This window comes from Aquipseudomonas alcaligenes (assembly GCF_003205495.1).
Classification (GTDB): domain Bacteria; phylum Pseudomonadota; class Gammaproteobacteria; order Pseudomonadales; family Pseudomonadaceae; genus Aquipseudomonas; species Aquipseudomonas alcaligenes_B.
Genome location: NZ_QJRX01000007.1, coordinates 268,319 through 294,104, shown reverse-complemented (window position 1 = coordinate 294,104; position 25,786 = coordinate 268,319). Strand labels below are relative to the sequence as shown.

Annotated in this window: 22 protein-coding genes; 8 read left to right on the top strand and 14 right to left on the bottom strand. The window is 67.2% G+C overall.

Features of this window, described 5'->3' with window-relative positions; all coding sequences use genetic code 11:
- Positions 1-45: 45 nt before the first annotated feature.
- Positions 46-1,125 (top strand): alkene reductase, encoded by a 1,080-nt coding sequence (locus DMO17_RS15000; RefSeq protein ID WP_110683298.1) that lies wholly within the window; start codon positions 46-48, stop codon positions 1,123-1,125.
- An 11-nt stretch (positions 1,126-1,136) separates the two neighbouring features.
- Entirely contained in the window at positions 1,137-1,541 is a 405-nt protein-coding gene (locus DMO17_RS14995) for a hypothetical protein (protein ID WP_110683297.1), read from the top strand.
- A 162-nt stretch (positions 1,542-1,703) separates the two neighbouring features.
- Here the strand turns inward: DMO17_RS14995 and DMO17_RS14990 are convergent, their stop codons facing one another.
- From DMO17_RS14990 to DMO17_RS14980, 3 genes are all read right to left on the bottom strand, one after another.
- Entirely contained in the window at positions 1,704-3,932 is a 2,229-nt protein-coding gene (locus tag DMO17_RS14990; protein ID WP_110683296.1) for a putative bifunctional diguanylate cyclase/phosphodiesterase, read from the bottom strand.
- 170 nt (positions 3,933-4,102) lie between these two features.
- Entirely contained in the window at positions 4,103-5,419 is a 1,317-nt protein-coding gene (locus tag DMO17_RS20225) for a methyl-accepting chemotaxis protein (protein WP_110683295.1), read from the bottom strand.
- 376 nt (positions 5,420-5,795) lie between these two features.
- Complete coding sequence (locus DMO17_RS14980; RefSeq protein ID WP_110683294.1) at positions 5,796-6,680, bottom strand: LysR family transcriptional regulator; 885 nt, start codon at positions 6,678-6,680, stop codon at positions 5,796-5,798.
- Between the two features lie 100 nt (positions 6,681-6,780).
- On the opposite strand from DMO17_RS14980, the gene DMO17_RS14975 reads away from it, so the two are divergent.
- Together DMO17_RS14975 and DMO17_RS14970 are read left to right on the top strand one after the other, a co-directional pair.
- Complete coding sequence (locus DMO17_RS14975) at positions 6,781-7,704, top strand: DMT family transporter (RefSeq protein WP_110683293.1); 924 nt, start codon at positions 6,781-6,783, stop codon at positions 7,702-7,704.
- A 105-nt stretch (positions 7,705-7,809) separates the two neighbouring features.
- Positions 7,810-8,589, top strand: coding sequence for a helix-turn-helix domain-containing protein (locus DMO17_RS14970; RefSeq protein ID WP_110683292.1), 780 nt, complete (start codon positions 7,810-7,812; stop codon positions 8,587-8,589).
- Between the two features lie 57 nt (positions 8,590-8,646).
- Here the strand turns inward: DMO17_RS14970 and DMO17_RS14965 are convergent, their stop codons facing one another.
- The 6 genes from DMO17_RS14965 to DMO17_RS14940 all read right to left on the bottom strand — a co-directional run bounded on the left by DMO17_RS14965 (position 8,647) and on the right by DMO17_RS14940 (position 14,742).
- Complete coding sequence (locus DMO17_RS14965; RefSeq protein WP_110683291.1) at positions 8,647-9,924, bottom strand: leucine-rich repeat-containing protein kinase family protein; 1,278 nt, start codon at positions 9,922-9,924, stop codon at positions 8,647-8,649.
- A gap of 1 nt (position 9,925) precedes the next feature.
- Entirely contained in the window at positions 9,926-10,840 is a 915-nt protein-coding gene (locus DMO17_RS14960; RefSeq protein ID WP_110683290.1) for an endonuclease/exonuclease/phosphatase family protein, read from the bottom strand.
- Complete coding sequence (locus tag DMO17_RS14955) at positions 10,840-11,871, bottom strand: RNA methyltransferase (protein ID WP_110683289.1); 1,032 nt, start codon at positions 11,869-11,871, stop codon at positions 10,840-10,842. Before DMO17_RS14955 ends, DMO17_RS14960 begins: the two co-directional genes overlap by 1 nt.
- Before the next feature lie 48 nt (positions 11,872-11,919).
- Positions 11,920-12,240: a cupin domain-containing protein gene (locus DMO17_RS14950; protein ID WP_110683288.1), complete on the bottom strand. Its 321-nt coding sequence runs from the start codon at positions 12,238-12,240 to the stop codon at positions 11,920-11,922.
- A gap of 3 nt (positions 12,241-12,243) precedes the next feature.
- The gene (locus DMO17_RS14945) at positions 12,244-12,846 is read right to left on the bottom strand and encodes a hypothetical protein (protein WP_110683287.1); all 603 of its coding nucleotides are present in this window, start codon (positions 12,844-12,846) and stop codon (positions 12,244-12,246) included.
- Between the two features lie 156 nt (positions 12,847-13,002).
- Positions 13,003-14,742, bottom strand: a complete 1,740-nt coding sequence (locus tag DMO17_RS14940; RefSeq protein ID WP_110683286.1) for an N-acyl-D-amino-acid deacylase family protein — start codon at positions 14,740-14,742, stop codon at positions 13,003-13,005.
- A gap of 113 nt (positions 14,743-14,855) precedes the next feature.
- Here DMO17_RS14940 and DMO17_RS14935 point away from each other — a divergent pair, with 113 nt between their 5' ends.
- Positions 14,856-15,863 carry an AraC family transcriptional regulator gene (locus DMO17_RS14935; RefSeq protein WP_110683285.1) on the top strand — a complete coding sequence of 336 codons (1,008 nt, stop codon included), beginning with the start codon at positions 14,856-14,858 and terminating at the stop codon, positions 15,861-15,863.
- Between the two features lie 41 nt (positions 15,864-15,904).
- Positions 15,905-16,204 carry a DUF1883 domain-containing protein gene (locus DMO17_RS14930; protein ID WP_110683284.1) on the top strand — a complete coding sequence of 100 codons (300 nt, stop codon included), beginning with the start codon at positions 15,905-15,907 and terminating at the stop codon, positions 16,202-16,204.
- A gap of 14 nt (positions 16,205-16,218) precedes the next feature.
- Here DMO17_RS14930 and DMO17_RS14925 read toward each other — a convergent pair whose 3' ends face one another.
- Complete coding sequence (locus tag DMO17_RS14925; RefSeq protein ID WP_110683283.1) at positions 16,219-17,100, bottom strand: sterol desaturase family protein; 882 nt, start codon at positions 17,098-17,100, stop codon at positions 16,219-16,221.
- 71 nt (positions 17,101-17,171) lie between these two features.
- On the opposite strand from DMO17_RS14925, the gene DMO17_RS14920 reads away from it, so the two are divergent.
- Entirely contained in the window at positions 17,172-17,771 is a 600-nt protein-coding gene (locus DMO17_RS14920) for a Crp/Fnr family transcriptional regulator (RefSeq protein WP_110683282.1), read from the top strand.
- Positions 17,772-17,774: 3 nt separating this feature from the next.
- Here DMO17_RS14920 and DMO17_RS14915 read toward each other — a convergent pair whose 3' ends face one another.
- Genes DMO17_RS14915 through metH form a run of 4 tightly spaced genes read right to left on the bottom strand, consistent with a single transcriptional unit; the run spans position 17,775 to position 23,311 of the window.
- Entirely contained in the window at positions 17,775-18,428 is a 654-nt protein-coding gene (locus DMO17_RS14915) for a potassium channel family protein (RefSeq protein WP_110683281.1), read from the bottom strand.
- A 51-nt stretch (positions 18,429-18,479) separates the two neighbouring features.
- On the bottom strand, positions 18,480-19,001 hold the full coding sequence (locus DMO17_RS14910) for an AAA family ATPase (RefSeq protein ID WP_110683280.1): 522 nt from the start codon (positions 18,999-19,001) through the stop codon (positions 18,480-18,482).
- Positions 18,998-19,561 carry a nicotinamide riboside transporter PnuC gene (gene pnuC / locus DMO17_RS14905; protein ID WP_110683279.1) on the bottom strand — a complete coding sequence of 188 codons (564 nt, stop codon included), beginning with the start codon at positions 19,559-19,561 and terminating at the stop codon, positions 18,998-19,000. Before pnuC ends, DMO17_RS14910 begins: the two co-directional genes overlap by 4 nt.
- 39 nt (positions 19,562-19,600) lie before the next feature.
- The gene (metH, locus tag DMO17_RS14900) at positions 19,601-23,311 is read right to left on the bottom strand and encodes a methionine synthase (protein ID WP_110683278.1); all 3,711 of its coding nucleotides are present in this window, start codon (positions 23,309-23,311) and stop codon (positions 19,601-19,603) included.
- A 157-nt stretch (positions 23,312-23,468) separates the two neighbouring features.
- On the opposite strand from metH, the gene DMO17_RS14895 reads away from it, so the two are divergent.
- On the top strand, positions 23,469-25,736 hold the full coding sequence (locus DMO17_RS14895; protein ID WP_110683277.1) for a fatty acid cis/trans isomerase: 2,268 nt from the start codon (positions 23,469-23,471) through the stop codon (positions 25,734-25,736).
- Positions 25,737-25,786 lie beyond the last annotated feature (50 nt).

Sequence of the window (25,786 nt, the reverse complement as noted above, 5' to 3'; positions counted from 1 at the left end):
CCGTTCACGTCAGATATTCCTCTGCGAGAATCCGGAGAACCGCCCATGCCGACTCAACTGCTCAGCCCGACCCGCCTGCATGACCTGGAGCTGCGTAATCACATGGTGATGGCGCCGATGACACGCTCGCGGGCCGATGCCGCCGGGGTTCCGCGCGCCTCCACGGCGACCTACTACGCGCAGCGCGCCAGTGCCGGGCTGATCATCAGCGAGGCGATCAACATCTCCGAGGATGCCATCGGCAGCCCGCTGACCCCGGGGCTGTACAGCGAGGCGCAGATCGCCGCCTGGCGGCAGGTCACCGAGGCGGTACATGCGGCGGGCGGCCGGATATTCGCCCAGCTCTGGCACACCGGCCGGGTCGGCCACTCCAGCGTGCGTGGCGGTGTGCTGCCGGTGGCGCCTTCGGCGGTGGCGATCCAGGGCCAGCAGCACTTCACCCTGGAGGGCATGCAGGATTACGAGGTGCCACGCGAACTCGGCCTGGACGAGATCCGCGCGATCAACGGCGATTACCGCCGCGCCGCCGAGAATGCCAAGCGGGCGGGTTTCGATGGCGTCGAGCTGCATGCGGCATTCGGCTACCTGCCCAACCAGTTCCTGGTGGATTCCGCCAACCGGCGCAGCGACGAGTACGGCGGCAGCATCGCCAAGCGCAGCCGCTTCGTGCTGGAGGTGATGCAGGCGCTGATCGACGTCTGGGGCAGCGCCCGGGTGGGCATCAAGCTGTCGCCGGTGATCCCGTTCAACAGCATGATCGACAGCGATCCCCTGGCGCTCTACAGCTACCTGCTGGGCGAGTTGAACGGCCTGCGCCCGGGCTATGTGCACCTGATGCGCGCACTGTTCCCGCTGGATCAGTTGCCCCATTGGCCGCGCGATGTGCTGGCGACCTTCGGCCCTCTGATCGACAGCCCGCTGATCGCCAACGGCGGCTATGACGCCGGCAGCGCAGAGGCCGCACTCAAGGCCGGCGAGGCCGCCCTGGTGTCCTTCGGCACGCCCTTCGTCGCCAACCCCGACCTGCCGGCCCGCTATGCGCGCGGTGCCGAGCTGGCCCAGGCCGATCGCGCCACCCTCTATGGCGGCGAAGACGCGGGCTACATCGACTACCCGACGCTCTGAGGGAGGACGCCATGACTCGTCAGGGCCTCGGCAAGAGTCTGTTGGGCTTTGCCATAGTCGCCACGGTGCTGATAGTGGCGATTGCCGATGTGTTCAACGCCACCCACCTGTTCAATCCGGACTGGCCGGGGCATGCGCGGTTCCACATCGGCATGCAGTTCACCACCTTGCTGCTGGTGAGCCTGTTTTCCCTGGCCGCTCTGCTGCAGGGGCAGGTGTGGGCGGCTGCACTGGCGCCCGCCAGCTTCTGGCCGGGCCTGTTCGTCGCCTACGTGATTCCCGGCACCGACGTCTATGCCAGCGAGGCCCTGAGGGAACTGGGCGTGCCGATCAATCTGCTGCTGGCCGCGGTGCTTCTGGTGGTCACGGTGCTGGGTGTGATGCTGCAGCGCAGCGGAGCGCGCTTCCCGGCCTGAAGGAACAGCGCCGTGGGAAGAGGGCGGGCAGGCGGCAGCCGTTGTTTCCATTCCACGGCACGCCCGGCATCTCGTTGCGGGCTTGCCGTGCGAGCTACTCGAGCGGATGGGCGGTGCGGGGCCCGGGGATTCAGGGCTAGGCGTGCGTGCGTAGCGCTCAGATCAGGGTTGATTCAACTTGAGGATATTGATCCCGCCGCGGTTCCTGTCCGCGAGCAATCGCTGGTCGGTCAGTCCTGCGGCGAAATCCGTCAGGAACTGTGCCAGCTCCTGCAGGGGTAGCGGCTTGCTGAACAGATAGCCCTGAATAAAGTCGCAGCCCTGCTGGCGCAGGAATTCAAGCTGCGCGGGGTTCTCCACTCCTTCGGCCACCACGCGCAGGTTCAGGGTATGGGCCATGCCGATTATCGCCTGGACTATCTGTCGGTCGGCGTTTGCCTCGGGCAGGTCAAGCATGAACGAGCGATCGATTTTCAGGGTATCCAGGGGCAGCCGCTTCAAGTACGCGAGCGAGGAGTAGCCGGTGCCGAAGTCGTCGATGGAGATGCTGACGCCGAGGTCACGGATTCGCTGCAACAAGCTCAGGGCCTGGTTGACGTTGCTCATCAGGGCGTTCTCGGTCAGCTCCAGCTCCAGTCGCTGCGCGCGCAGCCCGGATGACTTGAGTGCCTGGGCGACCTCGTCCGGCAAGTCGTCATGGCTGAGGTTGAGGGCCGAGCAGTTCACGGCTACGCGTAGCTCATGTAGCGAAAGCTTGCTGCAGAGCAGATGCAAGTCCTGGCAGGCGCGCCGCAGCACCCAGACATCCAGGTCCGCGATGAAACCATTGGCCTCGGCTATGCCGATGAAGCGCTCGGGGCTGAGTAGACCCAGGCGTGGATGCTGCCAGCGCACCAGCGCCTCGAGCTTGTCGATGCGGCCGCTGCCCAGGTCCAGTATCGGCTGGTAGTGGAGGAGCAGGCCAAGCTCCTTCTTGAGTGCCTGGCGCAGCTCGCCCTCCAGTTCCAACTCCATGTTGGCCTTGTTGCGCAGGTGCTCGCTGAAGAAGTGCACCGCATTGCGGCCGCTGCCCTTGGACTGGTAGAGGGCGAGGTCCGCGTGCTTGAACAGTTCCTCACAGGTTTCGCCATCGCGAGGATAGAGGGCGATGCCGACGCTGGTCGTCATCACCATCTGCCGGTTGGCCAGGCTAATGGGCTTTTTCATGCGCGCCATGATGCGCCGAGCCAGGTTATGGGCCTCTTCGATGCGGCTGAGGCTTGCGAGAATGCAGAACTCGTCACCGCCGAAGCGGGCCACCACGTCCTCGTCACGCAGGGTATGACGGATACGCTCGGCCACTTCCTTGAGCAGTTGGTCGCCCGCATCGTGGCCAAGGCTGTCGTTGATCCGTTTGAAGTGATCGATATCGAGGAACACCAGGGCCAGGGCTTGCTTGCTTTCGGCATGGCAGCGCAGCTTGTCGGCGAAGATTTCATTGAACGAGCGGCGGTTGAGCAGATTGGTCAAGGGGTCGTAATGGGCGACTTTCTGCAGCGATGCACGCGCCTGGCTGAGCTGGGCGAGCAGTGACCTGATCTTCAGCAGGTCATGCTCCTTGTGCTGGATCTTGCGATCCGCCCAGGCGGCACCAATACCGCCACCAATGGCCATGAGGGCTATCAGCGCGATGCTCAGGCCCAGTTGCATGGCATTGGTCGGGCTCTGCAGCTGTAGTGGAGTGCCAATCGGTACCACCATCTCCAGGGCCCACATGCCGGTGAAGTGCATGGAGACGATGGCCCCGCCCATCACCAGGCTTGCTGCGATTCGCAGCAGTTGGTGCAGCAGGCCCTCGCGGCCGCGAAAGAACAGCGACAGCTGCAGAGCCGCAAGGCTGGCGACCACGGCGATGAACAGCGATAGCGCGAACAGGCTCGGCCGGTAGTAGAGCTGTGCCTCCGAGCGCATGGCGGCCATGCCGCTGTAGTGCATCAGGCCGATGCCGAAGCCGATACACAAAGCCGCTTGTATGCGCTGGCGCAGGGTCGGCTGCGACTCCGCCACGCTCGGCATGGCCAGCAGGGCTGCGAGTACCACTACCAGGAGTGAGAACACTGTGGTTGGCAGGTCATAATTCACGGCCACCGGAGTCTGGAAGGCCAGCATGGCAACGAAGTGCATGCCCCAGATACCGCCTCCCAGGCTCAGGGCACCCACCACGCACCAGTTCCGCTGAGCCGCGGCGTTATCGGCATGGCCGGCCCGCTCGGCGAAGCTGAGGGTCGCGTAACCAGCCGTGCAGGCGAGGAGGTAGGCCAATACCACCAGTTCCGGGGTGTGCCTGCAGTTCAAGAGAATCTGCGAGCCATCGGGCACCGTGGTCAGGAATCGCAAACCCAGCCAATCCATAGCAGGATACCTCTCGGACGGGGCTTAACTGTTGGGGTCTCGGGTGGAAGCGGATTACCTTGCTACACACAGGAGAGCGGTGCAGGTACTCCAGATTTCATGTTCACTCCCCGAATGCGTTGTCGAGCAAAGATTGCGATAAATGACCCGCTGGCAGCCCGTTGCCGGGGCTAGTCCTCAAAGGTGTGGGTGAACTGCTCGATGGCATCGACAACACGCTGCGCCTCGTGGCGAATCTGCAGCATCAGTTCGCCGGCTTTGTTGGCAAGTGCTACACCCTTGTCGACATTCTTCATGCTCTCCGACATTCCACTGACAGCCAGGTGAGCCAGCTCTTGGTTCTGTTGCACCACTTCGTTGATCTCGACGGTGGCCTGGCTGGTTCGCGCCGCAAGGTTGCGAACCTCATCCGCGACCACCGCAAAGCCGCGTCCCTGCTCGCCGGCACGGGCCGCCTCGATCGCCGCATTGAGGGCCAGAAGATTGGTCTGCTCGGCAATGCTGCGAATGACCTGGACGATGCTGCTGATCCGGTCGGATTGATTGCTCAGCGCCGAGATGTTTGTCGAAACGCTATTCAGCTCGCCGGCAATCGAGCGTACGACCTGAACGGTCTGCTCAACCGTGTGAGTCCCCTCGACGGCTTGCTGGTCCGTTTCGCGGGCGATGCCGAAGGCAAGCTGGGCAGCGGCCGACTCCGCTTCACGATGTTCGATCTGCGAAGTGATATCGCTGGCGAATTTGATCACGCCATAGATATTCCCCTGGGGGTCGTAGAGGGGGTTGTAGGTTGCCCTGAGCCACACGGGGCGACCATCCTTGGCGATGCGCAGAAACTTGTCGGATATGTACTCGCCCCTGTTGAGGCGCTGCCAGAACTGCCGGTATTGCTCGCTGTTGGCAAGTTCCGGAGTGCAGAAGATGCGGTGATGCTTGCCCAGTACTTCATCCAGCCTGTAGCCCATCGTGCTCAAGAAGTTGCTGTTCGCGGTCACCACCTCGCCATTGGTGGTGAGTTCAATCACGGCCATGGAGCGGCTGATGGCATTGATCATGCTCTCGTGCCGGTGTTCGGTGACCAATTGATCAGTGATGTCTGTGGCAATCTTGACCACCCTGCTGACCCGACCATCGGCGCCGATGACCGGCATGTAGGTGGCCTCGAGCCAGATGTCGCGCCCGCCCTTGCCGATCCTCCTGTAGCGACTGCTGAAGGACTCCCCCTGCGCGAGTCGGTTCCAGAACTGCTTGTATTCGAGGCTTTCGGCGTAGCTCTGGGGGCAGAACATGCGGTGATGCCTTCCCGTCAGCTCGTTGAGTTCATAGCCGACCACCGACAGGAAGAGCGGGTTGGCGTCGAGTATTTCGCCGGAGGGGGAAAACTCGATAACAGCCAGGGCCCTGCGGATGGCTGCGATCAGATGGTTGGCTTGTGCCAGTTGTGATTTGTGGCGAGTCAATTCGTCCTTGAGACCGATCCCTAGCATGGAGCACTCCTTGGCTAAATATCCCAGTCGAGTAGTAAGGCTTTCTGACATCATCTGAGGCTAGGTCAGAATTTTATGATGGCAAGGCACCGGAGAATGCATCGATTTGCACCACTTCGTAGGTGTTCGGTTTGCCGGTCGAACCAGGGCCGATGCGCCTGAACCCGCCTGGCAAATCAGCATTCTCGACCTTGCCATTGCTGGAAGGTCAAGCCGCCTGGCGCGCAGTTATGTCGGCACACGCAAGGTCGCGGTCACTCGAGCGGGACCGGCGGGCTGTAGCGAGGGTGAAATGATGGCGAGTCGGCCCGGCGCTGGTGTTTTCGACTGGCCGACCGTGGTGGCGTATCCGTCAATCACCCTTCTCGGAATCCCATCAGCCGCTGGCCAGGAAGTTCACCAGCTGCCGCGCATGGGGTGACAGCTGTTCCCAGCCACGGATGCACAGGCGCAGTTCGCGGGTGGCCCAGGCGTCCTCCAGCGGCACGATGCGCACCGGCAGTTCCAGGGCGAAGCGGCTGGCGGCGGCCTCGGGCAGCATGGCGATGCCGACGTCCTGGGCCACCAGCTGGGCGATGGCGTCGAAGCTCGGCGCGCGCACCCGGATCTTCAGTGGCATCACGTACTTCATCGCCATGCCCTCGATGAAGCGCTGCATGGCGCGCTCGGCCGGCAGGCAGACGAAGGGATAGCCGAGGGCGTCGCGCAGGGGCGCCATGTGTCGCTTGGCCAGCGCATGCTGGCGCGGCACCAGCAGCACCAGCTTGTCGTCGCGAAAGGGCAGGGAGAGCAGGCCACCGGTGGGCAGGTTGCCGTCGTACACGCCGATCTCGCACTCGCCCGCCTGCACGGCCTCGAGGATCTCGCTGCTCTTCTGCTCCACCAGCTGCAGGTCGATCTCCGGGTAGTCGGCGAGGAAGGGGCCGAGCGCGGCTGGCAGGAAGGTACTGTTGGCCACCGTGGTGGCGGCCAGCTGCAGGGTGATGCGCTCGGCACCGGCCAGCTCGCGCAGGGTGGCGCTGAGCTTTTCTGCCTCGCCCAGCACGCTGCGGCTGCGTTCCAGCACCAGGCGGCCGGCCGGGGTCGGCTGCATGCCATCGGCCCTGCGGATGAACAGGCTCAGCCCGCAGCGTTGCTCGAACAGGCGCAGGCGCGTGCTGGCGGCGGACACCGCCACCGGTACGCTGGCGGCCGCCTTGCTCAGGCTGCCGGTGGCGGCGATGGCACTGAGCAGGCGCAGGTCGGCGAGATCGAAGTGCAAGGGCTTTCTCCTTTGCAGAAGGCTTTGTTCATGAAATAGCGATTCTGGCAGCCAGGCATTCTGTTCAGAATAAAGGCGGATCTTGCCTGCCGGAATCCCCATGAACGCCCTCAGCCTGCACTACCGCCTCTGGCTCAATGATGGCCGCCTGTTCGCCGTATTGTCCGCCGCCGGCTTCAGCCTCAAGGCCATCTTCGTCAAGCTCGCCTACGCGGCCGCCCCGGTGGACGCCATCACCCTGCTGGCCATGCGCATGGGGCTGGCCCTGCCGCTGTTCGCCTGGCTGCTCTGGCTGAGCCGTGGCACGGGCAACGCCCCGCTCGGGGGCATGGACGTGCTGCGCATCCTGCTGCTCGGCATGCTCGGCTACTACCTCTCCAGCCTCTTCGATTTCTACGGCCTGGAGTCGATCAGCGCGGGGCTGGAGCGGCTGATCCTGTTTTCCTACCCGACCCTGGTGTTGCTGTTCCAGGCCGTGGCCCTGCGCGAACCGCCGAGCCGGCGCACCCTGCTGGCGATGGGACTGTGCTACGCCGGCCTGGGCATCGCCTTCGTCCATGACCTGCACCTGGGCGATGCCGGCACGCAGGTGCTGCAGGGCGCGGCCTGGGTGTTCGCCAGCGCCGTTACCTATGCGCTGTACTACTTCGGCACCGGCAGGATGGTGCAGCGCCTGGGTTCCATGCGCCTGGCCGGGCTGGCCGGCGGCGCGTCCGCGCTGATGGTGCTGGCGCACTACGGGCTCAGCCGCGACGTGACGCAACTGGCCAGCCTGCCGGGGCAGGTCTGGCTGTACGCGGCGCTGATGGCGCTGCTGTCCACGGCCCTGCCGATCTACTGGATGGCGCTGGCCGTGCAGCGCATGGGCGCCGCGCACACCGCAGCCATCGGCAACCTGGGGCCGGTGCTGACCATCCTGGCGTCCTGGGCACTGCTCGGCGAGGTGGTGTCGCTTTACCAGATGGCGGGCCTGGCGCTGGTGCTGTTTGGCGTTTCGCGGCTGCGACCGACGAAGTCGCCCTGAGCAGTACGACGCATTTGTTGCAACTTCCTGTGTCGACGGGCTTTTCCCGCCTGCACCGCTGTGATAACCCTGCGCCCACAAAAACAACAAGGGCGACAGACGTCCATGCCAGCCATCGATGCACCGGTGCTGCTGTACCTGTGGGACAAGCGCACCTTCTACCTCAGTGCCTTCAGCGAGCCGCTGCAGCTGTCGCAGGCGGCCGCCATGCTGCTGATCAGCCTGGACGACGAACTGCTGCTGCACAGCCAGGGCACCAGCCTATACGGTCGCAGCATCCTGTTGCCGCCGGGCCTGGAGCTGATCGTGGACAGCCGTGGCTCGCGCGTGGCGATCTGCTACCTGGACGTGTTCGGCGAAGACTTCGCCCTGCTGGCGCCGCGCATGGCGAGGCAGGAAGCCGGGTTGCTGCATGGCCTGGACGAGGAGGCCCTGTGGATCAGCCGCTTCGATGCGCTGCATCGCAGCAGCGCGGGCCCCGAGGCCATCTGGGACTGGCTGGAGCGCCTGATCAACCCACAGCGCCTGGTGCCCCCGGGCTTCACCTGTGACCCGCGCATCGTCCGCGCAGTGGAGCTGATCAAGGCCGACGTGTCGTGCAACCAGTCCATCGACTACCTCGCCGAGCGGGTCGGCCTGTCGGTGCCGCGCCTGACCCAGCTGTTCCGCCAGAAGATCGGCATCCCCATCCGTCGCTACCGCCAGTGGCACCGCCTGTTCGTCACCTGCGTCGGCGTGGCGCGCGGCATGAGCCTGACCGATGCCGCGGTGGCCGCCGGCTTCACCGATTCGGCGCATTTCAGCCATACCTTCCGCAGCATCATCGGCATGGCACCCACCACCGTGCTGGCCCAGCCGCGCGGCATTCGACTGTACGCCGGCTGAATCCTCTAGCGCCTGGCAGCGCTTTCTCAGCTGCTCAGGCCGCGTCTGGCGAGCGTGCTATTGCAGGTGGTCGAGTAGCGCGGCGAAGTCCGGGCGCTCCTGCGTGGTCGGCTGCTGGCAGTCGGCGGCCAGTTGCAGCAGGCCTGCCGGCGGTGCGTCGCAGCGTTGCAGCAGTTCTTCCAGCAGGATGCCGAAGGCGCGGCTTTCCAGGCGCTGCAGCGCCGCGCCCTGGGGGCTGCCGGGGGCGAAGAAGGACGCGGCGCCGAAGTCGCTGAGGCGGCAGTCGTGGCCGTCGACCAGCAGGTTATGCGCGTACAGGTCGCCGTGCAGGATGCCGCGGCCATGCAGGTGTGCCAGCGCAGCGGCCACGCCGCGGGCCAGGGCTTGCACCTGCTCGGCGCTGAAGCGCCGCTCGGGTTCGTAGCAGTCTCGGGTGCAGCTGGCCAGCGAGGGCGGCCCGGCCAGCACGGCGAAGCGCGGCTCCAGCAGCTCCAGCAACAGGCCGTCCGGCTCGCCGGGCTTCGCCTGCAGCGCGCCGATCACCGGCAGTAGCTGCGGATGGCGGCCGGCGGACAGGCAGGCGGCCATCTCGCTGTGCGGCAGGCCGTCGCTGGTCATCTGCCCCTTGAACAGCTTGGCCGCCACCTCGCGCTCGCCCCAGCGCGCGCGATGGATCAGGCCGCTGGCGCCCTGGCCGAGCAGTTCGCCCAGTACCAGCTGGTCGCGGGCGATGGGCGCCTGCGGGTGGCTGGCCAGCGCGGCGGCCTCGGCGCGGTCGCTGCCCGGATTGCCGGCAAAGGCCAGCCAGGCCAGGCGCGGCAACTGCAGCAGCCAGTCAGGCAGGGCGTCGAGACGGTTGGCGGCGATGCGCAGCAGTTCCAGCTGGTGCAGTGCGGCCAGGCTTTGCGGCAGCTCGCTGAGGCGGTTGCCGGCCAGCATCAGCTTCTGCAGCCGTGGACGCTCGCCTAGTGCCTGCGGCAGCGCTTCGATACGGTTATCGGTGAGGATCAGCCAGCGCAGCCGTGCTGGCAGCGCGGCGGCCGGTACCTCGCGCAGGCGGTTGGACTTGAAGCCGACCATCTCCAGCTGGGCGCAGTCGCCGAGCGCTTCCGGCAGGGTTTCGAAGGGGTTGTCCGAGCAGAACAGCACTTTCAGCCGGTGCAGCCGCGACAGGTCGTGGGGCAGGGTGCGCAGGCGGTTGCCGCTGAGGTTGAGCACCTCCAGGCTGTCGGCCAGCGCGAAGATCTCCTCGGGAAACTCGCTGAGGTCGGCGGCTAGGTCCAGGCGACGGATGCCGGCCAGCTCGCCGCGGCGCAGTTGTTCCAGGCTATGCATGTCAGTGTTGTTCCAGCAGTTGCAGGTGCAGGCGGCGCGGCAGGTGATCGGCGCTGAGGTCCGGCCCCAGATCCTGCTCGACCACGTGCCAGGGGCCGCGGACCAGTACCTGGTCGATGGCGATGCCGAGCCAGCCCTTGCCTAGCGCGGGCCAGGTGGCCTGCAGGTCATTGGCGCGGTACCAGCCCAGTTCGTGCAGCTCGCGCATGGCCTGTGACCAGGGGCTGGCGTTGAGGTCGCCGGCCAGCAGGCCGGGCAGCCCCTGAGCGGCGTTGCGCTGCAGGGCGACCTGCAGGCCGAGGTTGCGCTTTTGGTGCCAGTAGGGCGACAGCGGCGGCATCGGGTGCACCAGGCTCAGGCTGACGGCCTGGCCGGCATGACGCAGGATCGCCTCGATGCGCGGTATAGCGTCGCTGTCGCGCAGCACCCGGCCAGCGTCCAGCGGGTGGCGTGACAGCAGGGCCAGGCCGAACGGCGAGGCCTCCGGGGCGAGCACGCGGTGCGGGTAGTCCTGCCAGCCGGCCAGTTGCCGGGCCAGGGCTGGGGTGACTTCCTGCAGCAGCACCAGGTCGGCGGGCTGGGCATCGAGCCAGGCGCGTAGCGCTGCGGCATCGTCGGTCTGCTGCAGGTTGGCGTTGATCAGGCGCAGCTCCAGGCGCACCTCGCCGGTTTGCGCGGGCAGCATCGGTGACACGCTGAGCCAGGGCAGGGCGAGCAGCGGCGCTAGCAGCAGCCAGCGCGGCCGGCGCCGCGCCAGCGCCACCAGGCAGCCCAGCAGCAGGGCCAGGTGCAGCCACTGCCAGTGGCTGGCCAGGTCCAGCAGCCAGGCCAGGTGTTGCGAGTGCTCTGCCAGCAGCGTCACCAGCCAGGGCGAGAGTAGCCCGAGGGCGGCGGCGAGCGCGACCAGGCGCAGCATCAGCGCTGCAGCCGACTGGTGTTGACGATGTCCACGGCGCGCGCGCGCAGCTGGCCGCAGCCGCCCTCGACATCCTGGCCGGCGCTGTTGCGCACCTTGGTCAGCACGCCGCGGCTGTGCAGGTAGCGCACGATCTGCACGATGCGCTCGCCGTCCGGGCGCTGGTAGTCGTCGCCCTCCAGGCTGTTGAAGGGGATCAGGTTGAGCACCGCGTACTTGCCCTTGAATAGACGCAGGATCTCGTCCAGCTCGTCCTGGCCGTCGTTGATGCCCTTGAGCAGGGTCCACTGGTACTGGATCGGGTAGCCGACCTCGCGGGCATAGGCCTCGCCCAGCTCCATCAGCTCGGCCGGGGCGATCTTCGGCGCCTTGGGCAGCAGGTGCTCGCGCAGTTCGGCCTTGGTGGTGTGCAGCGACAGCGCCAGGGCCGGCTTGACCCGCTGCTGCGGCAGGCGCTCGAACACCCGTGGGTCGCCCACGGTGGAGAACACCAGGTTCTTGTGGCCGATGCCGCCGTCGGTGCCCAGCACGTCGATGGCTTCCAGCACGTTGTCGAGGTTGTGTGCCGGCTCGCCCATGCCCATGAACACCACTTTCTTCACCGGCCGTTGGCGCCGCGCCAGCACCACCTGGGCGACGATCTCGGCGCTCGACACCTGGCGCAGGAGGCCGCTCTTGCCGGTCATGCAGAAGCGGCAGCCGACCGCGCAGCCAACCTGGGTGGAGACGCAGACGCCATCGCGCGGCAGCAGCACGCTCTCGACCATCTGGCCGTCGGCCAGGTCCACCAGCAGGCGCGCCGAGCCATCGCCGGCGGGGTGGCTGGAGCGCACCCGGGCCAGGCCTTCGAGCTCCTCGGCGAGCTGCGGCAGGCCGTGGCGCACGGACAGTGGCAGGAAATGCTCGGTGTGCTGGCGGCGGGTGCCGGCATCCAGCGGCTTGCCCTGCAGCCAGGCGCGTACCACCCGGCCGCGATGGGCGGGCAGGGCGCCGAGGTCGGCGAGGCGCTGGTGAATGTCGGAGATACGCATGGGGCGCGCATGCTACCACCGGCCGTTAGCGAGGCGTAGGGCTGGTCGTCAGGCCTCGAAGTGCAGGGCCAGCCAGATGGCGTCCAGCGAGCACTCGGCGACCCGGTGCCGGCAGTGCGCGGGGATCAGCAGGGCATCGCCGGCCACCAGTGGCCGCTCGCCGTCGTCGAATTCGAGTCGCGCGCAGCCACGCAGCAGGGCTACCCACTCGGGCTGCGGCTGGTCGTACCAGAAGCCTTCCTGGCTGGCCTGGCCGTGGGAGACGATCTGCTCCAGCCGCAGGCCGTCCCGGCTCAGCAGCGGCAGGAACTGCTCTCCCGCCGCTGCATCGGGCACGGCCTGCAACAGGTTGAGCGTCTCCGGCGGCATGGCTTACTGCGGCTGCACGCTGATGGCCACGGCGGTGGTGACACGCAGCACCACCTGGCGCCCGAGGTACTCGGTCTTCATTTCGACGTCCGGGCGGACCTTGATGGTACGCTCGCTGCCGTCGGGCAGCTGCAGCGTGGCGGTGCGCAGGGTGGTGTCCATGCCCTTGACCAGCGCGGTGATCTCCACGGTTTCGGCGGCCAGCATGCCCGGCTTGTCGCCCAGCGGGGCGGTGGCCAGCATGCCGGCGGCGCCGTCCTCGGCCGGCTCGCCCGGCTGGCGCAGGTAAACGATGCGCTCCTGGGCGATCACCGCCTTGACCCTGTCGCCGACCTTGAGCTGGTCGAAGTTCTGCATCTGCTCGGGGGCGACCAGGGTGCGCTGGTTGCCCAGGTCGTCGCGCAGGGTGAAGGTGCGCTTGGCCGGGTCGACGGCGCTGACGCTGGCCAGCAGCTCCTCGGTCTCGAGCACGGCGCCGCCCGGCACGCCCTCGGCGTAGGCGTCGGTGCGCTGGTAGTCGGTGGCCAGGTCGTCATCTGCATTGCTCTGGCAGCCGAGCAGCAGGGCTGTGGCGAGGGAAAGGCAGAGTGTGCGGCTTGTGCTCATTGGATGGCTCCTTGCTTGATGGCCGGCGACACGGCATGTGGATGTTGCCTCTGCAGGAGCAGCCTAGCAGCAGGCCAGCAGGGCGGTGCTGGCTCCGCTGACGGACGCGGCCCCTCCTGGTTGGGGCGGACAAGCGTCAAGCTTTGGTAGCGGGCCTCAATGTGCCGCGAGAAACTGGCCGAAGCCGGTCTGCCGTCCCAGCTCCGGCGCAATCTGCTCGTCATCCACCGCCAGCTTGCCGTTGATCAGCACATGGCTGACGCAGCCGGGGTTGCGGCAGACCATGCGCGGGATGCCGAAGCCCTGCATCTCGTCCCAGTGCTCCTGTTCCAGGTTCTGGCGCAGGCCGGCGGGGTCGAGCACCACCAGGTCGGCGCGGTCGCCAACGCGGATGTAGCCGGCCTCGATGCCCAGCCAGTCGGCCTGCTCGCCGGTCAGGCGATGCACCGCCTGCTCCAGGCTCATCACCGGGCGGCCCTCGTCGTGGCTGTCCTGCACCAGCTTGAGGAAGCGCAGCGGCAGGTTGTAGAAGGCCATGTTGCGGATATGCGCGCCGGCATCGGAGAAGGTGATCAGGGTGTTGGGGCTGCGCACCATCTCGCGCAGCTTGTCCTGGCGGTGGTTGCCGATCACGGTGAACCAGCGCAGCTGGCGGCCGTACTGCACCACCATGTCGAGGAACAGGTCGACCACGTGCAGGCCGCGCTCGCGTGCCACCTCGGCGAAGTTGCGGCCGACCAGCGAGGCGTCCGGGCAGCCGAGGATCACCGCGTCGCCGAAGTCGCGCTGCCATACCCGTGGCGACAGCTTGTCGGCGTAGAAGCGGCGGAAGGTGCGGCGGTACTGCTCGTCCTGCAGCAGCTGGTTGCGTTCGAGCTGGTCCTTGACGTCGAGGGCCATTTCGCCGGCGCCGAATTCCTCGAACAGCACGATGTCCATGCCATCGGCATAGATGGCAAAGGGTGTGGGCAGCAGCTGCCAGCGGAAGTCGCCGCCCAGGCGGTTGGTCAGCCAGGCGGAGAAGCGCGCCAGCAGTGCCAGGCTGCGGTTGCCCTTGAGGTCGAGCAGGGAGATCAGGGTGGTCTTCAGCGGCTTGCGCAGCAGGCCGATGGCTTCGCCGATGTACTGGGTGATCTGCAGCGGGTTGGCGGCGTTTGGCGCACCCTGGTGTACGCGCCCGCGCCGGCGCAGCAGGCGGTTGAGGCGGCGCACCTCGCGCCAGCGCGCGTAGGTGCTGGGCAGGCTCTTCGACCATTCGCGGTCGCCGTCGATCTTGTCCCACTTCAGGCACATGGTGGACAGGCCGAGGAAGCCGCAATCCAGCGCCTCCTCCAGCAGCGCTTCCATGCGCTGCAGCTCGGCTTCGCTCGGCGTCACCTGGCGGTCGGTGGCGCGATGCAGGCCCATCACCGCCACGCGCAGGTCGCTGTGGCCGAGGAAACTGATCAGGTTGGGGCCCAGCGGATGGCGGTCGACGAACGCCCGCCACTGTGCGGGGCTGCTCCAGCTCTTGTGCTGACGCAAGATCGGCAACACCTTCTCGCGCGGCACCGTTTCCACCCGGGTGAAGATATCCGAGGCGTCCTCGGCCTCGCTGCACACCATGCTCAGCGAGCAACTGCCGACCAGCACCGTGGTCACGCCGTGGCGCACCGACTCGCTGAGGCTGGGCGCGACGATCAGCTCGGCGTCGTAGTGGGTGTGGGTGTCGAGAAAGCCCGGGGTGATCCACTTGCCCTGTGCGTCGATCACCTGCGCGGCCAGGGTCGGGTCGAGCGGCTCGGCACTGACCAGGGCGATGCGTCCGTCCTTGATGGCCAGGCTGCGGATGGCGGAGGGCGTGCAACTGCCGTCGAAATAGCGGCCGCCCTGCAGGATCAGGTCGTACTGAGCCATGGATCACCTCGGTGTGTTCTTGTTGTGCTTCGAGAGTAGGCGTGGAATCGGCGGCTGACTTGTCATGACACGACAGTCGCGGCATTGTCGACTCGAAACGGCGGAGGCTGAACATGACCATTCGCTACGAAGTGCGCAGCGCGGCGCTCACCGGCCTGCCGGCCGAGGTGGCGAGCCTGGGCGGTGATCTCGAAGCGCTGCTCGCCGGCGTCGGCCTCAACCGCGCGGCGCTGGACGACGGCGACTGCCTGATCGGCATCGAGCAACTGACCCGCCTGCTGCACGAGGCGGCCGTGCGCCTGCGCTGCCCCGACCTGGGCCTGCGCGTGGCACGCCACCAGGGCGTGGAGATGCTCGGCCTGCTCGGGCGTCTGCTGGCGGGCGAGCCGGATCTGCAGGCGGCCTTTCTCGCCGCCCAGCGCTACCTGGCGCTGCACAACAAGGCCGAGCACTGGCGCCTGCTGCCGCTGGACGGGCGCGTGCAGGTAAGGCGCATCGAGCACTTCTTTGCCGTGGAGGGTGCCCAGCAGTACCGCGAGATGGCCATTGCCGCCTGCGCGCGGCTGGTGCGTGCCATGGGCGGTGCCGACCTGCGCCCGCTGCGGGTGGAGTTCAGCCACAGTCCGGTGGCGCCGCCGGCGCGCTACCGCCAGCACCTGGGCTGCGAGGTGCGCTTCGATCAGGAGTTCGATGGCCTGGTGTATGACGCGGCGATCCTGCGGCGTCCGGTGTGCGCCCTCGGTGGCGCGGATGCCGGTTACCTGCGCGAGCGGCTGGACGGGCTGCAGGACAGCCTGGAGCTGCAGGTACGTAGCCTGATCGTACAGACCCTGGGCATGCGCCAGCACTCGCTGGGGCATATCGCCGAGCTGCTCGGCCTGCATCCGCGCACGCTGCAGCGTCGCCTGGCGGTCGAGGGCCTGAGCTTTAAGCCGCTGGTGCATCGGGTGAAGATGGACCTGGCCGGCTGGCAGGTGCAGGCTTCCAGCATGCCGCTGACCCTGCTCGCCGATGTGCTCGGCTATGCCGATCAGGCCGCTTTTAGCAAGGCCTTTCGCGAGGCTTACGGCATGTCGCCTTCGGCCTGGCGACGCCTTCATCGGCCCGCGGCGACCGAGTGACGGGCAACGTGCTATCGTGCGCGCTTTTCGCGGAGGCCCCGATGAAATTCATCCACCAGCGCGAGCACCTGGAAGAGGGCGACACGGTCGTCATCCACTGCTCGCAGCCGTGCAACATCCGTCTGATGAACGATGCCAACTTCCGCAGCTTCAAGAACGGCGGCCGCCACACCTACCACGGCGGCGCCTTCGACCGCTTCCCGGCGCGCATCAAGGTGCCCAGCGACGGTTTCTGGAACATCACCCTGGACACCGTGACCCGCCGTGCCATCAGCCTGACGCGCAAGCCGCAGATGGAGTACACGATCAAGTTCCTGCGCGGCAAGCGCCAGGGGATCTGAACGCCCCGCCCCGATCACGGCGCCTCGCCGTGCGCGCCAGGTGCATCGGGGTGGCGCCGCCGTGGCCGCAGCGGGTGCAGCAGCAGGCCCAGGCCGTCGTGCTGGTCCGGCTCCGCTGGCGCGTTGACGCCCACCCGCTGCGGCGCGCCATGCCGGCGGTAGGTGCCGAACAGCTGGTCCCACAAGGGCAGGGCGGTGCCGAAGTTAAGTGCCTCCGCCACGTTCACGCTGTGGTGCCAGCGGTGCAGTTCGGCGCTGCCGATCAGGTAGTTGAGCCAGCCCAGGGTGCCGCGGGTGTTGGCATGGGTGGCGAAGGACTGGGTCTGGCTGAACAGCCCGGCCAGGGCGATGGCCTGCGCATCGAAGCCTGCCAGCCAGAGCGGCAGCACATGCACCGTCTTGCGCAGTAGCAGGTCCAGCGGGTGGGTGGTGAAGTTGTTGGTCACGTTCAGTGCCGTGGGCCGGTGATGAACGAAGTGCACCCGCCACAACCAGCCGCCACGGTGCTTGAGGCGGTGCAGCCAGTAGTCGCCGAATTCGCCGAGCAGCGCCGCCAGCGGTACCGCCAGCCACAGCGGCAATGTGGCGGCGGGGCCGGCACCGGCCGCGTTCAGCTGCATCACCAGACCGCGGATCAGCAGGTCGGCCAGCGCGTCGGTGGCCAGCAGGGCGAGGGCGAATAGGGCGTCGCGACGACGGTCGGCGGGCTGCGCGCGCCAGTCCTCGCGGTAGGGCCGGCGCCATTCCCAGAGGGCGAACCAGCCGAGGACCAGCAACAGGCCGCCCAGCAGCAGGAGCAGGTTGCCCCAGCCCATGTGCAGCGCCAGGGCGGCCCAGGCTGCGGCTAGCAGGAGGGCGCCGAGGTGGGCCCAGTTGAGGTGGGTGAGTGTGTGCATGCGGCGGTCATCCGTTGTAGGGTGTCGCCAGTTTTCCCCCGCCGGACCTGCCACCGCATTAACCTGGGTTTATGACCACCGATTCCCTGCACGATTGCCTGGCCTGTGCGCCGCAGCTGCTCGGCCAGCTCGAGCGCCAACCGCTGCTGGCCGAACGCTGGCAGACGCTGCCGCGCCGCGACTATGCGGCGGGGCAGCCACTGCTCAGGGCCGGCCAGGCGGTGGAGCAGGTCTGGTTCATCGTGCGCGGCCTGGTGCGCGTGGCGCACCTCTCGGCCCAGGGCGTCGAGCGCAACGCCGCCTTCCATGGCGAGGGCAGCTGGGTCGGCTGGGGCACACCGCCCTTCGCCACGACCAGCCCGGTGGACATCCTCGCCCTGGAGCCGACCCAGGTCCTGGAGCTGAGCTACGCCAACCTGCGCCAGTGGCAGACCGAGCTGCCGCTGGTGCAGGAGCTGCTCAGCGACGGCATTCGCGCGGTGCTGGCGCGTAGCAGCCAGCGCGAGGCGGAGCTGCTGATGCTGGATGCCGAGGCGCGCTACCGGGCCTTCCTCGAGCAACGCGGCGACCTGGCGGCGCGCATCCCGCTGCACCATGTCGCCAGCTACCTGGGCATCACCAACGTGGCGCTGTCGCGCATTCGTGCGCGCATGGGCCTGGTGCGCCGCTGAGGCTCAGCGCCGCGCCACCGACATGGCGATCAGGCGTGACACCACCAGCGCCAGGTACATCACGCCGGCGAACTCCTCGATCATCACCAGCGAGCGGGCCACCGGCGTAAGCGGGATGATGTCGCCCAGGCCGACGCCGGAGAGGGTGGTGAAGCTGAGAAACAGCAGTTCCATCCAGGTTCGCGTGGCTTCCGGGTTGAGCGCGGCGTCGAAGCTGCCCGGCACCAGCAGCTGGCAGAAGGCGAACAGGTGGGCGAAGGCCCAGGCCAGCACGGTGAAGGTGGCGCCGGCGGCGTACAGCTCATCGGTGCTGGCATGCTGGTCGGCGCTCATGTAGGCGATCAGGCTGGCCGTTGCGTAGAAGTAGAACAGTGCCTCCAGCAGGGCGATCAGCGCCTCCAACGCCGGATGGTTGAGCAGCATGTCGAGCAGGTTCAGCCCCACCACCAGCAGGGCCAGCAGCCCGGCCACCCAGGTCTGCGCCGGGCTGCGCTTGACCACCTGCAGGGCCATGCCCAGGACCAGCAGGCCGAAGGCGCCGAACAGCGCGCGGCCGATCTGGGTGCCCTCCATCCAGGGGTAGAGCAGCACGCCGAGCAGCTGCACGAACAGCAGGCCGGCAGAAGGGTGGCGGCGGACATAGGCGATGGGGGACATGGGCTGCCTGCGGTTCTGTCGAGGTTGGCTGAAGCAGTGTAGGAGTGGGCCTCAATCGAGCAAGCGGGCGACCTGCGCGATGGCCTGGGCCTCGCGTTGTGCCCAGTCGCCGCCGATCTCCACCCAGGGCCGCGCGTGGCGCTGCAGCCAGGCACGGCAGTCGCGGTGGAAGCGCAGGCGCTCGGCCAGCTCGGGCTGGCAGCGCTGGCCGTCGGCCTGCCATTCGACGCCCTCCGGCGACAGCAGTAGGTGCAGGTCGTAATGGCGCTGCAGCAGCGTCGGCTCCAGCCAGTCCGGGCAATCGCCGAACAGGGTGTGGCTCCAGAGGATATTGCTGAGCAGGTGGGTGTCGAGGATCAGCAGGTGCGGCGCCCGGGCGCGGGCAGCGTCTTCCCATTCGAGCTGGCCGCGGGCGATGGACGGGATATCGGCCAGGCAGGTGTCACGACCTTGCTGCTCGATGAAATGGCGCACGTACTCGCTCACCACCAGGCCGCCGAAGTGCCGTTGCAGGCGCCCGGCGAGGAAGGTCTTGCCGCTCGACTCGGGGCCGGTCAGCACTACCAGCTTCATGCCGCTTGCAACCGTGCGGCGCGCCATTCGCGCAGGCCGAGCAGGGCGAGGGCGGTGAACACGCCGTACAGGGCGGCGGTCAGCCAGTAATGCTGGAAGGCGAAGAAGCCGACGTAGAGCAGATCGACCACTATCCACAGCAGCCAGCACTGCCAGCGCTTGAGCGCCATCCACAGCTGGGCGAGCAGACTGAAGGCGGTCAGCAGGGCATCCGGCCAGGGGTAGACGGCCTCGGTCAGCCGCGTCATAGCCAGGCCCAGCGCCAGGCCGAGCAGCAGGGCGACGCCCAGGCCGACCCATACCTCATTGCGACCGGCCGTACTGACCGGTCGCCGCCCGCTGTCATCCACGCCCTGGCGCCACTGCCACCAGCCGTACAGCTGCATGGCGGCGAACACGCCGTGCAGCAACACCGCCGAATACAGGCGCGCATCGAAGAAAAACCAGGCATAGAGCAGCACCATCAGCAGGCCGATGGGCCAGCACAGCGGGTTCTGCCGCACGGTCAGCCAGACCGAGGTGATGCCGAGGGCGGAGGCGATGATTTCGAGGGGCGTCATGTCGTTAACCAGAAGGGGCGCCTGGGCGCCCCTTGCTCATCAGCCTTCGTAACCCAGATTCGGCGCCAGCCAGCGCTCGGTCACGGCCAGTTCCTGGCCCTTGCGCTTGCTGTAGCACTGCACCTGGTCCTGGTCGACCTTGCCGACCGCGAAGTACTGGGCCTCGGGGTGGGCGAAGTACCAGCCGGAAACGGCGGCGGCCGGGAACATGGCGTAATGCTCGGTGAGGAACACGCCACTGCGGCCGGCCTTGTTGTAGTCGGCCTCGGGGTCGAGCAGCTGGAACAGGGTGGCCTTCTCGGTGTGATCCGGGCAGGCCGGGTAGCCCGGCGCCGGGCGGATGCCGACGTATTGCTCGCGGATCAGCGCCTCGTTGTCCAGGGTCTCGTCCTTGGCATAGCCCCAGTAGTCCTTGCGCACGCGCTCGTGCAGCCACTCGGCGCAGGCCTCGGCCAGGCGGTCGGCCAGGGCCTTGACCATGATCGAGCTGTAGTCGTCGCCCTTGGCTTCATAGGCCTTGGCCACTTCCTCGGCACCGATGCCGGCGGTGGTGATAAAGCCGCCCATATAGTCGGTCACACCGCTTTCCTTGGGCGCGACGAAATCGGCCAGCGACAGGTTGGGCTTGCCGTCTGCCTTGATGCCCTGCTGGCGCAGGTGGTGCAGGGTGGCCAGGGGCTTGCCGTCGTCGCCGTAGACCTCGATGTCGTCGTGGCGCACCTGGTTGGCCGGCCAGAAGCCGAATACCGCGCGGGCCTTGATCAGCTTCTCTTCGATCAGCTTGTTGAGCATCGCCTGGGCGTCGTTGAACAGGCTGGTGGCGGCTTCACCCACGATCTCGTCGGTGAGGATGCGCGGGTACTTGCCGGCCAGGTCCCAGGAGATGAAGAAGGGCGTCCAGTCGATGTACTGGGCCAGCTCGCGCAGGTCGATGTCGTCCAGCACCTGCACGCCGGTGAAGCTCGGCTTGGGTGCGAGGTAGGTGCTCCAGTCGAACTCCGGCTTGTTGGCGATGGCCTCGGCGTAGCTCAGGCGCTCGGTACGCGAGGCGCGGGCAGCGGTGCGCTCGCGCACCACCACGTACTCCTCGCGGGTCTTGCGCACGAACTCGGCCTTCAGCTCCTTGGACAGCAGGCTGGTGGCCACGCCCACGGCGCGCGAGGCGTCGGTGACGTAGACCACCGCGTCGTTGCTGTACTGCGGGTCGATCTTCACCGCGGTGTGCGCCTTGGAGGTGGTGGCGCCGCCGATCATCAGCGGCAGCTTGAAGCCCTGGCGCTGCATCTCCTTGGCCACATGGACCATCTCGTCCAGCGACGGGGTGATCAGGCCGGACAGGCCGATGATGTCGCACTTCTCCTCGATGGCGGTCTTGAGGATCTTTTCCGCCGGCACCATCACGCCGAGGTCGACCACGTCGTAGCCGTTGCAGCCGAGCACCACGCCGACGATGTTCTTGCCGATGTCGTGCACGTCGCCCTTGACCGTGGCCATGAGGATCTTGCCCTTGGCCTCGGGCTTGTCACCTTTCTCCGCTTCGATGAAGGGGATCAGGTGGGCCACCGCCTGCTTCATCACGCGGGCGGACTTGACCACCTGGGGCAGGAACATCTTGCCGGCGCCGAACAGGTCGCCGACCACGTTCATGCCGCTCATCAGCGGGCCTTCGATCACCTCGATGGGGCGCGCGCACTGCTGGCGGCACTCCTCGGTGTCCTCGACTATGTAGGTGGTAATGCCCTTGACCAGCGCGTGCTCCAGGCGCTTGTCCACCGGCAGCGCGCGCCATTCCTCGCTCTCGGCTTCCTTCACCGCGCCGCCGCCCTTGTACTGGTCGGCGATGGCCAGCAGGGCCTCGGTGGCCTCGGCGTTGCGGTTGAGCACCACGTCCTCGACCTTGTCGCGCAGCTCCTTGGGGATCTCGTCGTAGATCTCCAGCTGGCCGGCGTTGACGATGCCCATGGACAGGCCGTTCTTGATCGCGTGGTAGAGGAATACCGAGTGGATGGCCTCGCGCACCGGGTTGTTGCCGCGGAACGAGAAGGACACGTTGGATACGCCGCCGGAGCTGAGCGCATAGGGCAGCTCGTCGCGGATGTAGGCGCAGGCCTCGATGAAGTCCACCGCGTAGTTGTTGTGCTCCTCGATGCCGGTGGCCACGGCGAAGATGTTCGGGTCGAAGATGATGTCTTCCGGCGGGAAGCCCACTTCGTTGACCAGGATGTCGTAGCTGCGCTGACAGATTTCCTTCTTGCGCGCGGCGGTGTCGGCCTGGCCGACCTCGTCGAAGGCCATCACCACCACGGCGGCGCCGTAGCGCTTGCACAGCTTGGCGTGGTGCTTGAACTGCTCGACGCCTTCCTTCATGGAGATCGAGTTGACGATGCCCTTGCCCTGGATGCACTTGAGACCGGCCTCGATCACTTCCCACTTGGAGGAGTCGATCATGATCGGCACGCGCGAGATGTCCGGCTCGGAGGCGATCAGGTTGAGGAAGGTGACCATGGCCGCCTGGGAGTCGAGCATGCCCTCGTCCATGTTGATGTCGATCACCTGGGCGCCGGCTTCCACCTGCTGCTGCGCCACTTCCAGGGCCTCGGCGTAGTTCTCCTCGCGGATCAGGCGGGCGAACTTGGCCGAGCCGGTGATGTTGGTGCGCTCGCCGACGTTCACGAACAGCGAGTTGCGGTCGATGGTGAAGGGTTCCAGGCCGGACAGGCGGCAGGCCTTGGGGATGTCCGGGATCACGCGCGGCGGATACTTGCTGACTGCCTCGGCGATGGCCTGGATATGCGCCGGGGTGGTGCCGCAGCAACCGCCAACGATGTTGAGCAGGCCGGATGCGGCGAATTCCTCGACCACTTCGGCCATCTGCGCCGGGGTCTCGTCGTACTCGCCGAAGGCGTTGGGCAGGCCGGCGTTGGGGTGGGCGGAGACATGGGTGTCGGCCTTGGCCGCCAGTTCCGCCAGGTAGGGGCGCAGTTCCTTGGCGCCGAGCGCGCAGTTCAGGCCGATGGAGATGGGCTGGGCATGGCGCACCGAGTTGAGGAAGGCCTCGGTGGTCTGGCCGGACAGGGTGCGCCCGGAGGCGTCGGTGATGGTGCCGGAGATCATGATCGGCAGTTCCACGCCGTCCTCGTCGAACACCTGCTGCACGGCGAAGATCGCCGCCTTGGCGTTGAGGGTGTCGAAGATGGTCTCGATCAGGATCAGGTCGGCGCCGCCCTCGATCAGGCCGCGGGTGGCCTCGGTGTAGTTGTCCACCAGCTCGTCGAAGGTGACGTTACGGTAGCCGGGGTTGTTGACGTCCGGGGAGATCGAGCAGGTGCGGCTGGTCGGGCCGAGTACACCGGCGACGAAGCGCGGCCGGTCCGGGGTCTCGGCCGTCTTGGCGTCGGCCACCTGGCGGGCGACGCGGGCACCGGCCAGGTTGAGCTCATAGGTCAGCTCCTCCATGCCGTAGTCGGCCTGGGACACGCGGGTGGCGTTGAAGGTGTTGGTCTCGAGGATGTCGGCGCCGGCGTCCAGGTAGGCCCGCTCGATCTCGGCGATGATCTGCGGCTGGGTCAGCAGCAGCAGGTCGTTGTTGCCCTTGACGTCGCTCGGCCAGTCGGCGAAGCGGGTGCCGCGGTAGTCGGCCTCTTCCAGCTTGTAGCTCTGGATCATGGTGCCCATGCCGCCGTCGAGGATCAGGATGCGTTCTTTCAGGGCTTGCGAAAGGGCCTGGAGGCGGGCGCTGCGGTCGGACATGGGGACTACCTGGGGTGAGCGTGTAGAAAGGCCGTGGATAATAGCAAAGCTGCATGTAATTACGGTGGCCTGGAGATTTGCATGAAAATGGCTCATGTTGGCGCGATACGTCGGGGTTGCCGCATACAATGTCCTGACCCCGCATAAGGACATCGCCATGCCGCGCCGCTTTCTCGCCGTTCTGACCCTGCTCGTCAGCCCCTGGCTCGGTGCCGAACCGCTGTCCTACAGCCGTGATATCCAGCCGATCTTCACGGCCAAGTGCGTGGCTTGCCATGCCTGCTACGATGCGCCCTGCCAGCTCAACCTGGGCAGTGCCGAGGGCGTGCTGCGCGGGGCCAGCAAGCAGCCGGTGTACGACGGCACGCGCACCCGCGCGCAGGCCACCACGCGGCTGTTCTTCGATGCCCGGGGTGAGGCGGCCTGGCGCGCGCGTGGCTTTTATTCGGTGCTGGATGGCCAGGCCGCGCTGGTCGCGCGCATGCTGGAGCTGGGGCGCGACAACCCGCTGACACCCAACGCCAAGCTGCCGGCGGATCTCGACCTGTCCATCGGCCGCGACAACCAGTGCCCGGCGCCGGAGGAGTTCGCTGCCTACGCGAAGAAGTTCGCCCATGCCGGCATGCCCTTCGCCGTCAGCGGGCTCAGCGACGCCGAGTACGCCACCCTGCAGCGCTGGCTGGAGCAGGGGGCCGTGGTCGAGGAGCAGGCGCTGCAACCTTCGGCCGCCGAGCAGCGGCAGATCGCCGAGTGGGAGGCCCTGCTCAACGCGCCCGGCGCGCGCGAGAGCCTGGTCAACCGCTGGCTGTTCGAGCACCTGTTCCTCGCCCACCTGTATTTCGAAGGCGGCGAGCCGGGGCACTTCTTCCAGCTGGTGCGCTCGCGCACGCCCAGCGGCCAGCCCATCGACCCCATCGCCACGCGCCGTCCAAACGACGACCCGGGCATGCATTTCCATTACCGCCTGTGGCCGATCCAGGGCGTTATCGGGCACAAGACCCACATCACCTACCCGCTGAGCGCGAAGAAGCTGGCCCGGGTACGCGAGCTGTTCTACGCCTCCGACTGGACGGTGGACGCGCTGCCAGGCTACGGCGCCCAGCACCGCTCCAACCCCTTCGAGACCTTCGCCGCCATCCCGGCCGAGGCGCGCTACCAGTTCATGCTGGATAACGCCGAGTACTTCGTGCGCACCTTCATCCGCGGGCCGGTGTGCCGCGGGCAGATCGCCACCGACGTGATCCGCGACAACTTCTGGGCGCTGTTCCAGGATCCGCGCCATGACCTCTACCTGACCGATGCCGAGTATCGTGCCGAGGCCACGCCGCTGCTGGCCATGCCCGGCCAGTTCGACGAGATCGGCGACCTGCTGGGCCTGTGGCGCAGCTACCGCGACAAGCGCAACCAGTACGAGGAGCTGCGCCGTAACGCCTACGCCGAAGCGCAGCCGCCGAGCTGGTCGCACCTGTGGGCCGGCAACGACAATGCGCTGCTGTCGATCTACCGCCATCACGACAGCGCCATGGTGACCAAGGGCCTGATCGGTGCTGTGCCGCAGACACTCTGGCTGCTGGATTTCCCGTTGCTGGAGCGCACCTATTACCAGCTGGTGGTCAACTTCGACGTGTTCGGCAACGTCTCGCACCAGGCGCAGACGCGCCTGTACTTCGACCTGATCCGCAATGGCGCCGAACTGAATTTCCTCCGCCTGATGCCGCCGCAGGCACGCCAGGCCTACCTGGACGACTGGTACCAGAACAGCGGCAAGCTGAAGATGTGGCTGGACTATGCCGAGGCCGACCTGAACTCGCCGACCGCCCTCAGGCTGCCACCGCAGGGCGCCAAGGGGGCCTTCGCCGAGGCCCTGCTGGCGCGCTACGGCTCGCTGAATGCGGGGCCCGACCCGATCAACCGTTGTCGCGGCGCCGACTGCCACAGACCGGGCCTGGTGGCGGAGCTGGAGGATGCCGAACAGGCGCTGAGCCGCCTGACCGGCCGTCCGGCCGGTGGCCTCAGGGTGATCGAACAACTGCCCGAGGCGACCCTGCTGCGCGTCGAGCTGGCCGATGGCCGGCGCGAGGTGTACAGCCTGCTGCGCAATCGCGCGCACAGCAACGTGGCCTTCATGATGGGCGAGTCGCTGCGCTACCAGCCGGCGCTGGATACCCTGACCGTCTACCCGGGCGTGCTGACCAGCTACCCGAATTTCATCTTCAGCCTGTCGGCGGCCGAGGTACCGGCCTTTGTCGCGGCGCTGGAGCAGGCGCGCGACGAGGCGGCCTTCGAGCAGGTGGTGATGCGCTGGGGCATCCGCCGCAGCCACCCCGAGTTCTGGCGGCATTTCCACGACCTGACCGCCTATATCCGCGAGACCGAGCCGGCAGAGGCGGCAGTGCTGGATATGAACCGCTACCAGAACCTCTGAGCCAGAAAAAAGCCCGCCGGAAGGCGGGCTTTTTGCTACGGGGCGTGGCG

Bases quoted from the DNA above. Each gene is read 5' to 3' on its own strand.
- DMO17_RS14930 (WP_110683284.1), top strand. From the start codon at position 15,905: ATGAAATTCATCCACCAGCGCGAGCACCTGGAAGAGGGCGACACGGTC.
- DMO17_RS14990 (WP_110683296.1), bottom strand. From the start codon at position 3,932: ATGGATTGGCTGGGTTTGCGATTCCTGACCACGGTGCCCGATGGCTCG.
- DMO17_RS14995 (WP_110683297.1), top strand. From the start codon at position 1,137: ATGACTCGTCAGGGCCTCGGCAAGAGTCTGTTGGGCTTTGCCATAGTC.
- DMO17_RS14935 (WP_110683285.1), top strand. From the start codon at position 14,856: ATGACCATTCGCTACGAAGTGCGCAGCGCGGCGCTCACCGGCCTGCCG.
- DMO17_RS14970 (WP_110683292.1), top strand. From the start codon at position 7,810: ATGCCAGCCATCGATGCACCGGTGCTGCTGTACCTGTGGGACAAGCGC.
- DMO17_RS14965 (WP_110683291.1), bottom strand. From the start codon at position 9,924: ATGCATAGCCTGGAACAACTGCGCCGCGGCGAGCTGGCCGGCATCCGT.
- DMO17_RS14915 (WP_110683281.1), bottom strand. From the start codon at position 18,428: ATGTCCCCCATCGCCTATGTCCGCCGCCACCCTTCTGCCGGCCTGCTG.
- DMO17_RS14975 (WP_110683293.1), top strand. From the start codon at position 6,781: ATGAACGCCCTCAGCCTGCACTACCGCCTCTGGCTCAATGATGGCCGC.
- metH (WP_110683278.1), bottom strand. From the start codon at position 23,311: ATGTCCGACCGCAGCGCCCGCCTCCAGGCCCTTTCGCAAGCCCTGAAA.
- DMO17_RS14910 (WP_110683280.1), bottom strand. From the start codon at position 19,001: ATGAAGCTGGTAGTGCTGACCGGCCCCGAGTCGAGCGGCAAGACCTTC.
- pnuC (WP_110683279.1), bottom strand. From the start codon at position 19,561: ATGACGCCCCTCGAAATCATCGCCTCCGCCCTCGGCATCACCTCGGTC.
- DMO17_RS14925 (WP_110683283.1), bottom strand. From the start codon at position 17,100: ATGCACACACTCACCCACCTCAACTGGGCCCACCTCGGCGCCCTCCTG.
- DMO17_RS14945 (WP_110683287.1), bottom strand. From the start codon at position 12,846: ATGAGCACAAGCCGCACACTCTGCCTTTCCCTCGCCACAGCCCTGCTG.
- DMO17_RS20225 (WP_110683295.1), bottom strand. From the start codon at position 5,419: ATGCTAGGGATCGGTCTCAAGGACGAATTGACTCGCCACAAATCACAA.
- DMO17_RS14955 (WP_110683289.1), bottom strand. From the start codon at position 11,871: ATGCGTATCTCCGACATTCACCAGCGCCTCGCCGACCTCGGCGCCCTG.
- DMO17_RS14940 (WP_110683286.1), bottom strand. From the start codon at position 14,742: ATGGCTCAGTACGACCTGATCCTGCAGGGCGGCCGCTATTTCGACGGC.
- DMO17_RS14950 (WP_110683288.1), bottom strand. From the start codon at position 12,240: ATGCCGCCGGAGACGCTCAACCTGTTGCAGGCCGTGCCCGATGCAGCG.
- DMO17_RS14895 (WP_110683277.1), top strand. From the start codon at position 23,469: ATGCCGCGCCGCTTTCTCGCCGTTCTGACCCTGCTCGTCAGCCCCTGG.
- DMO17_RS14920 (WP_110683282.1), top strand. From the start codon at position 17,172: ATGACCACCGATTCCCTGCACGATTGCCTGGCCTGTGCGCCGCAGCTG.
- DMO17_RS14960 (WP_110683290.1), bottom strand. From the start codon at position 10,840: ATGCTGCGCCTGGTCGCGCTCGCCGCCGCCCTCGGGCTACTCTCGCCC.
- DMO17_RS15000 (WP_110683298.1), top strand. From the start codon at position 46: ATGCCGACTCAACTGCTCAGCCCGACCCGCCTGCATGACCTGGAGCTG.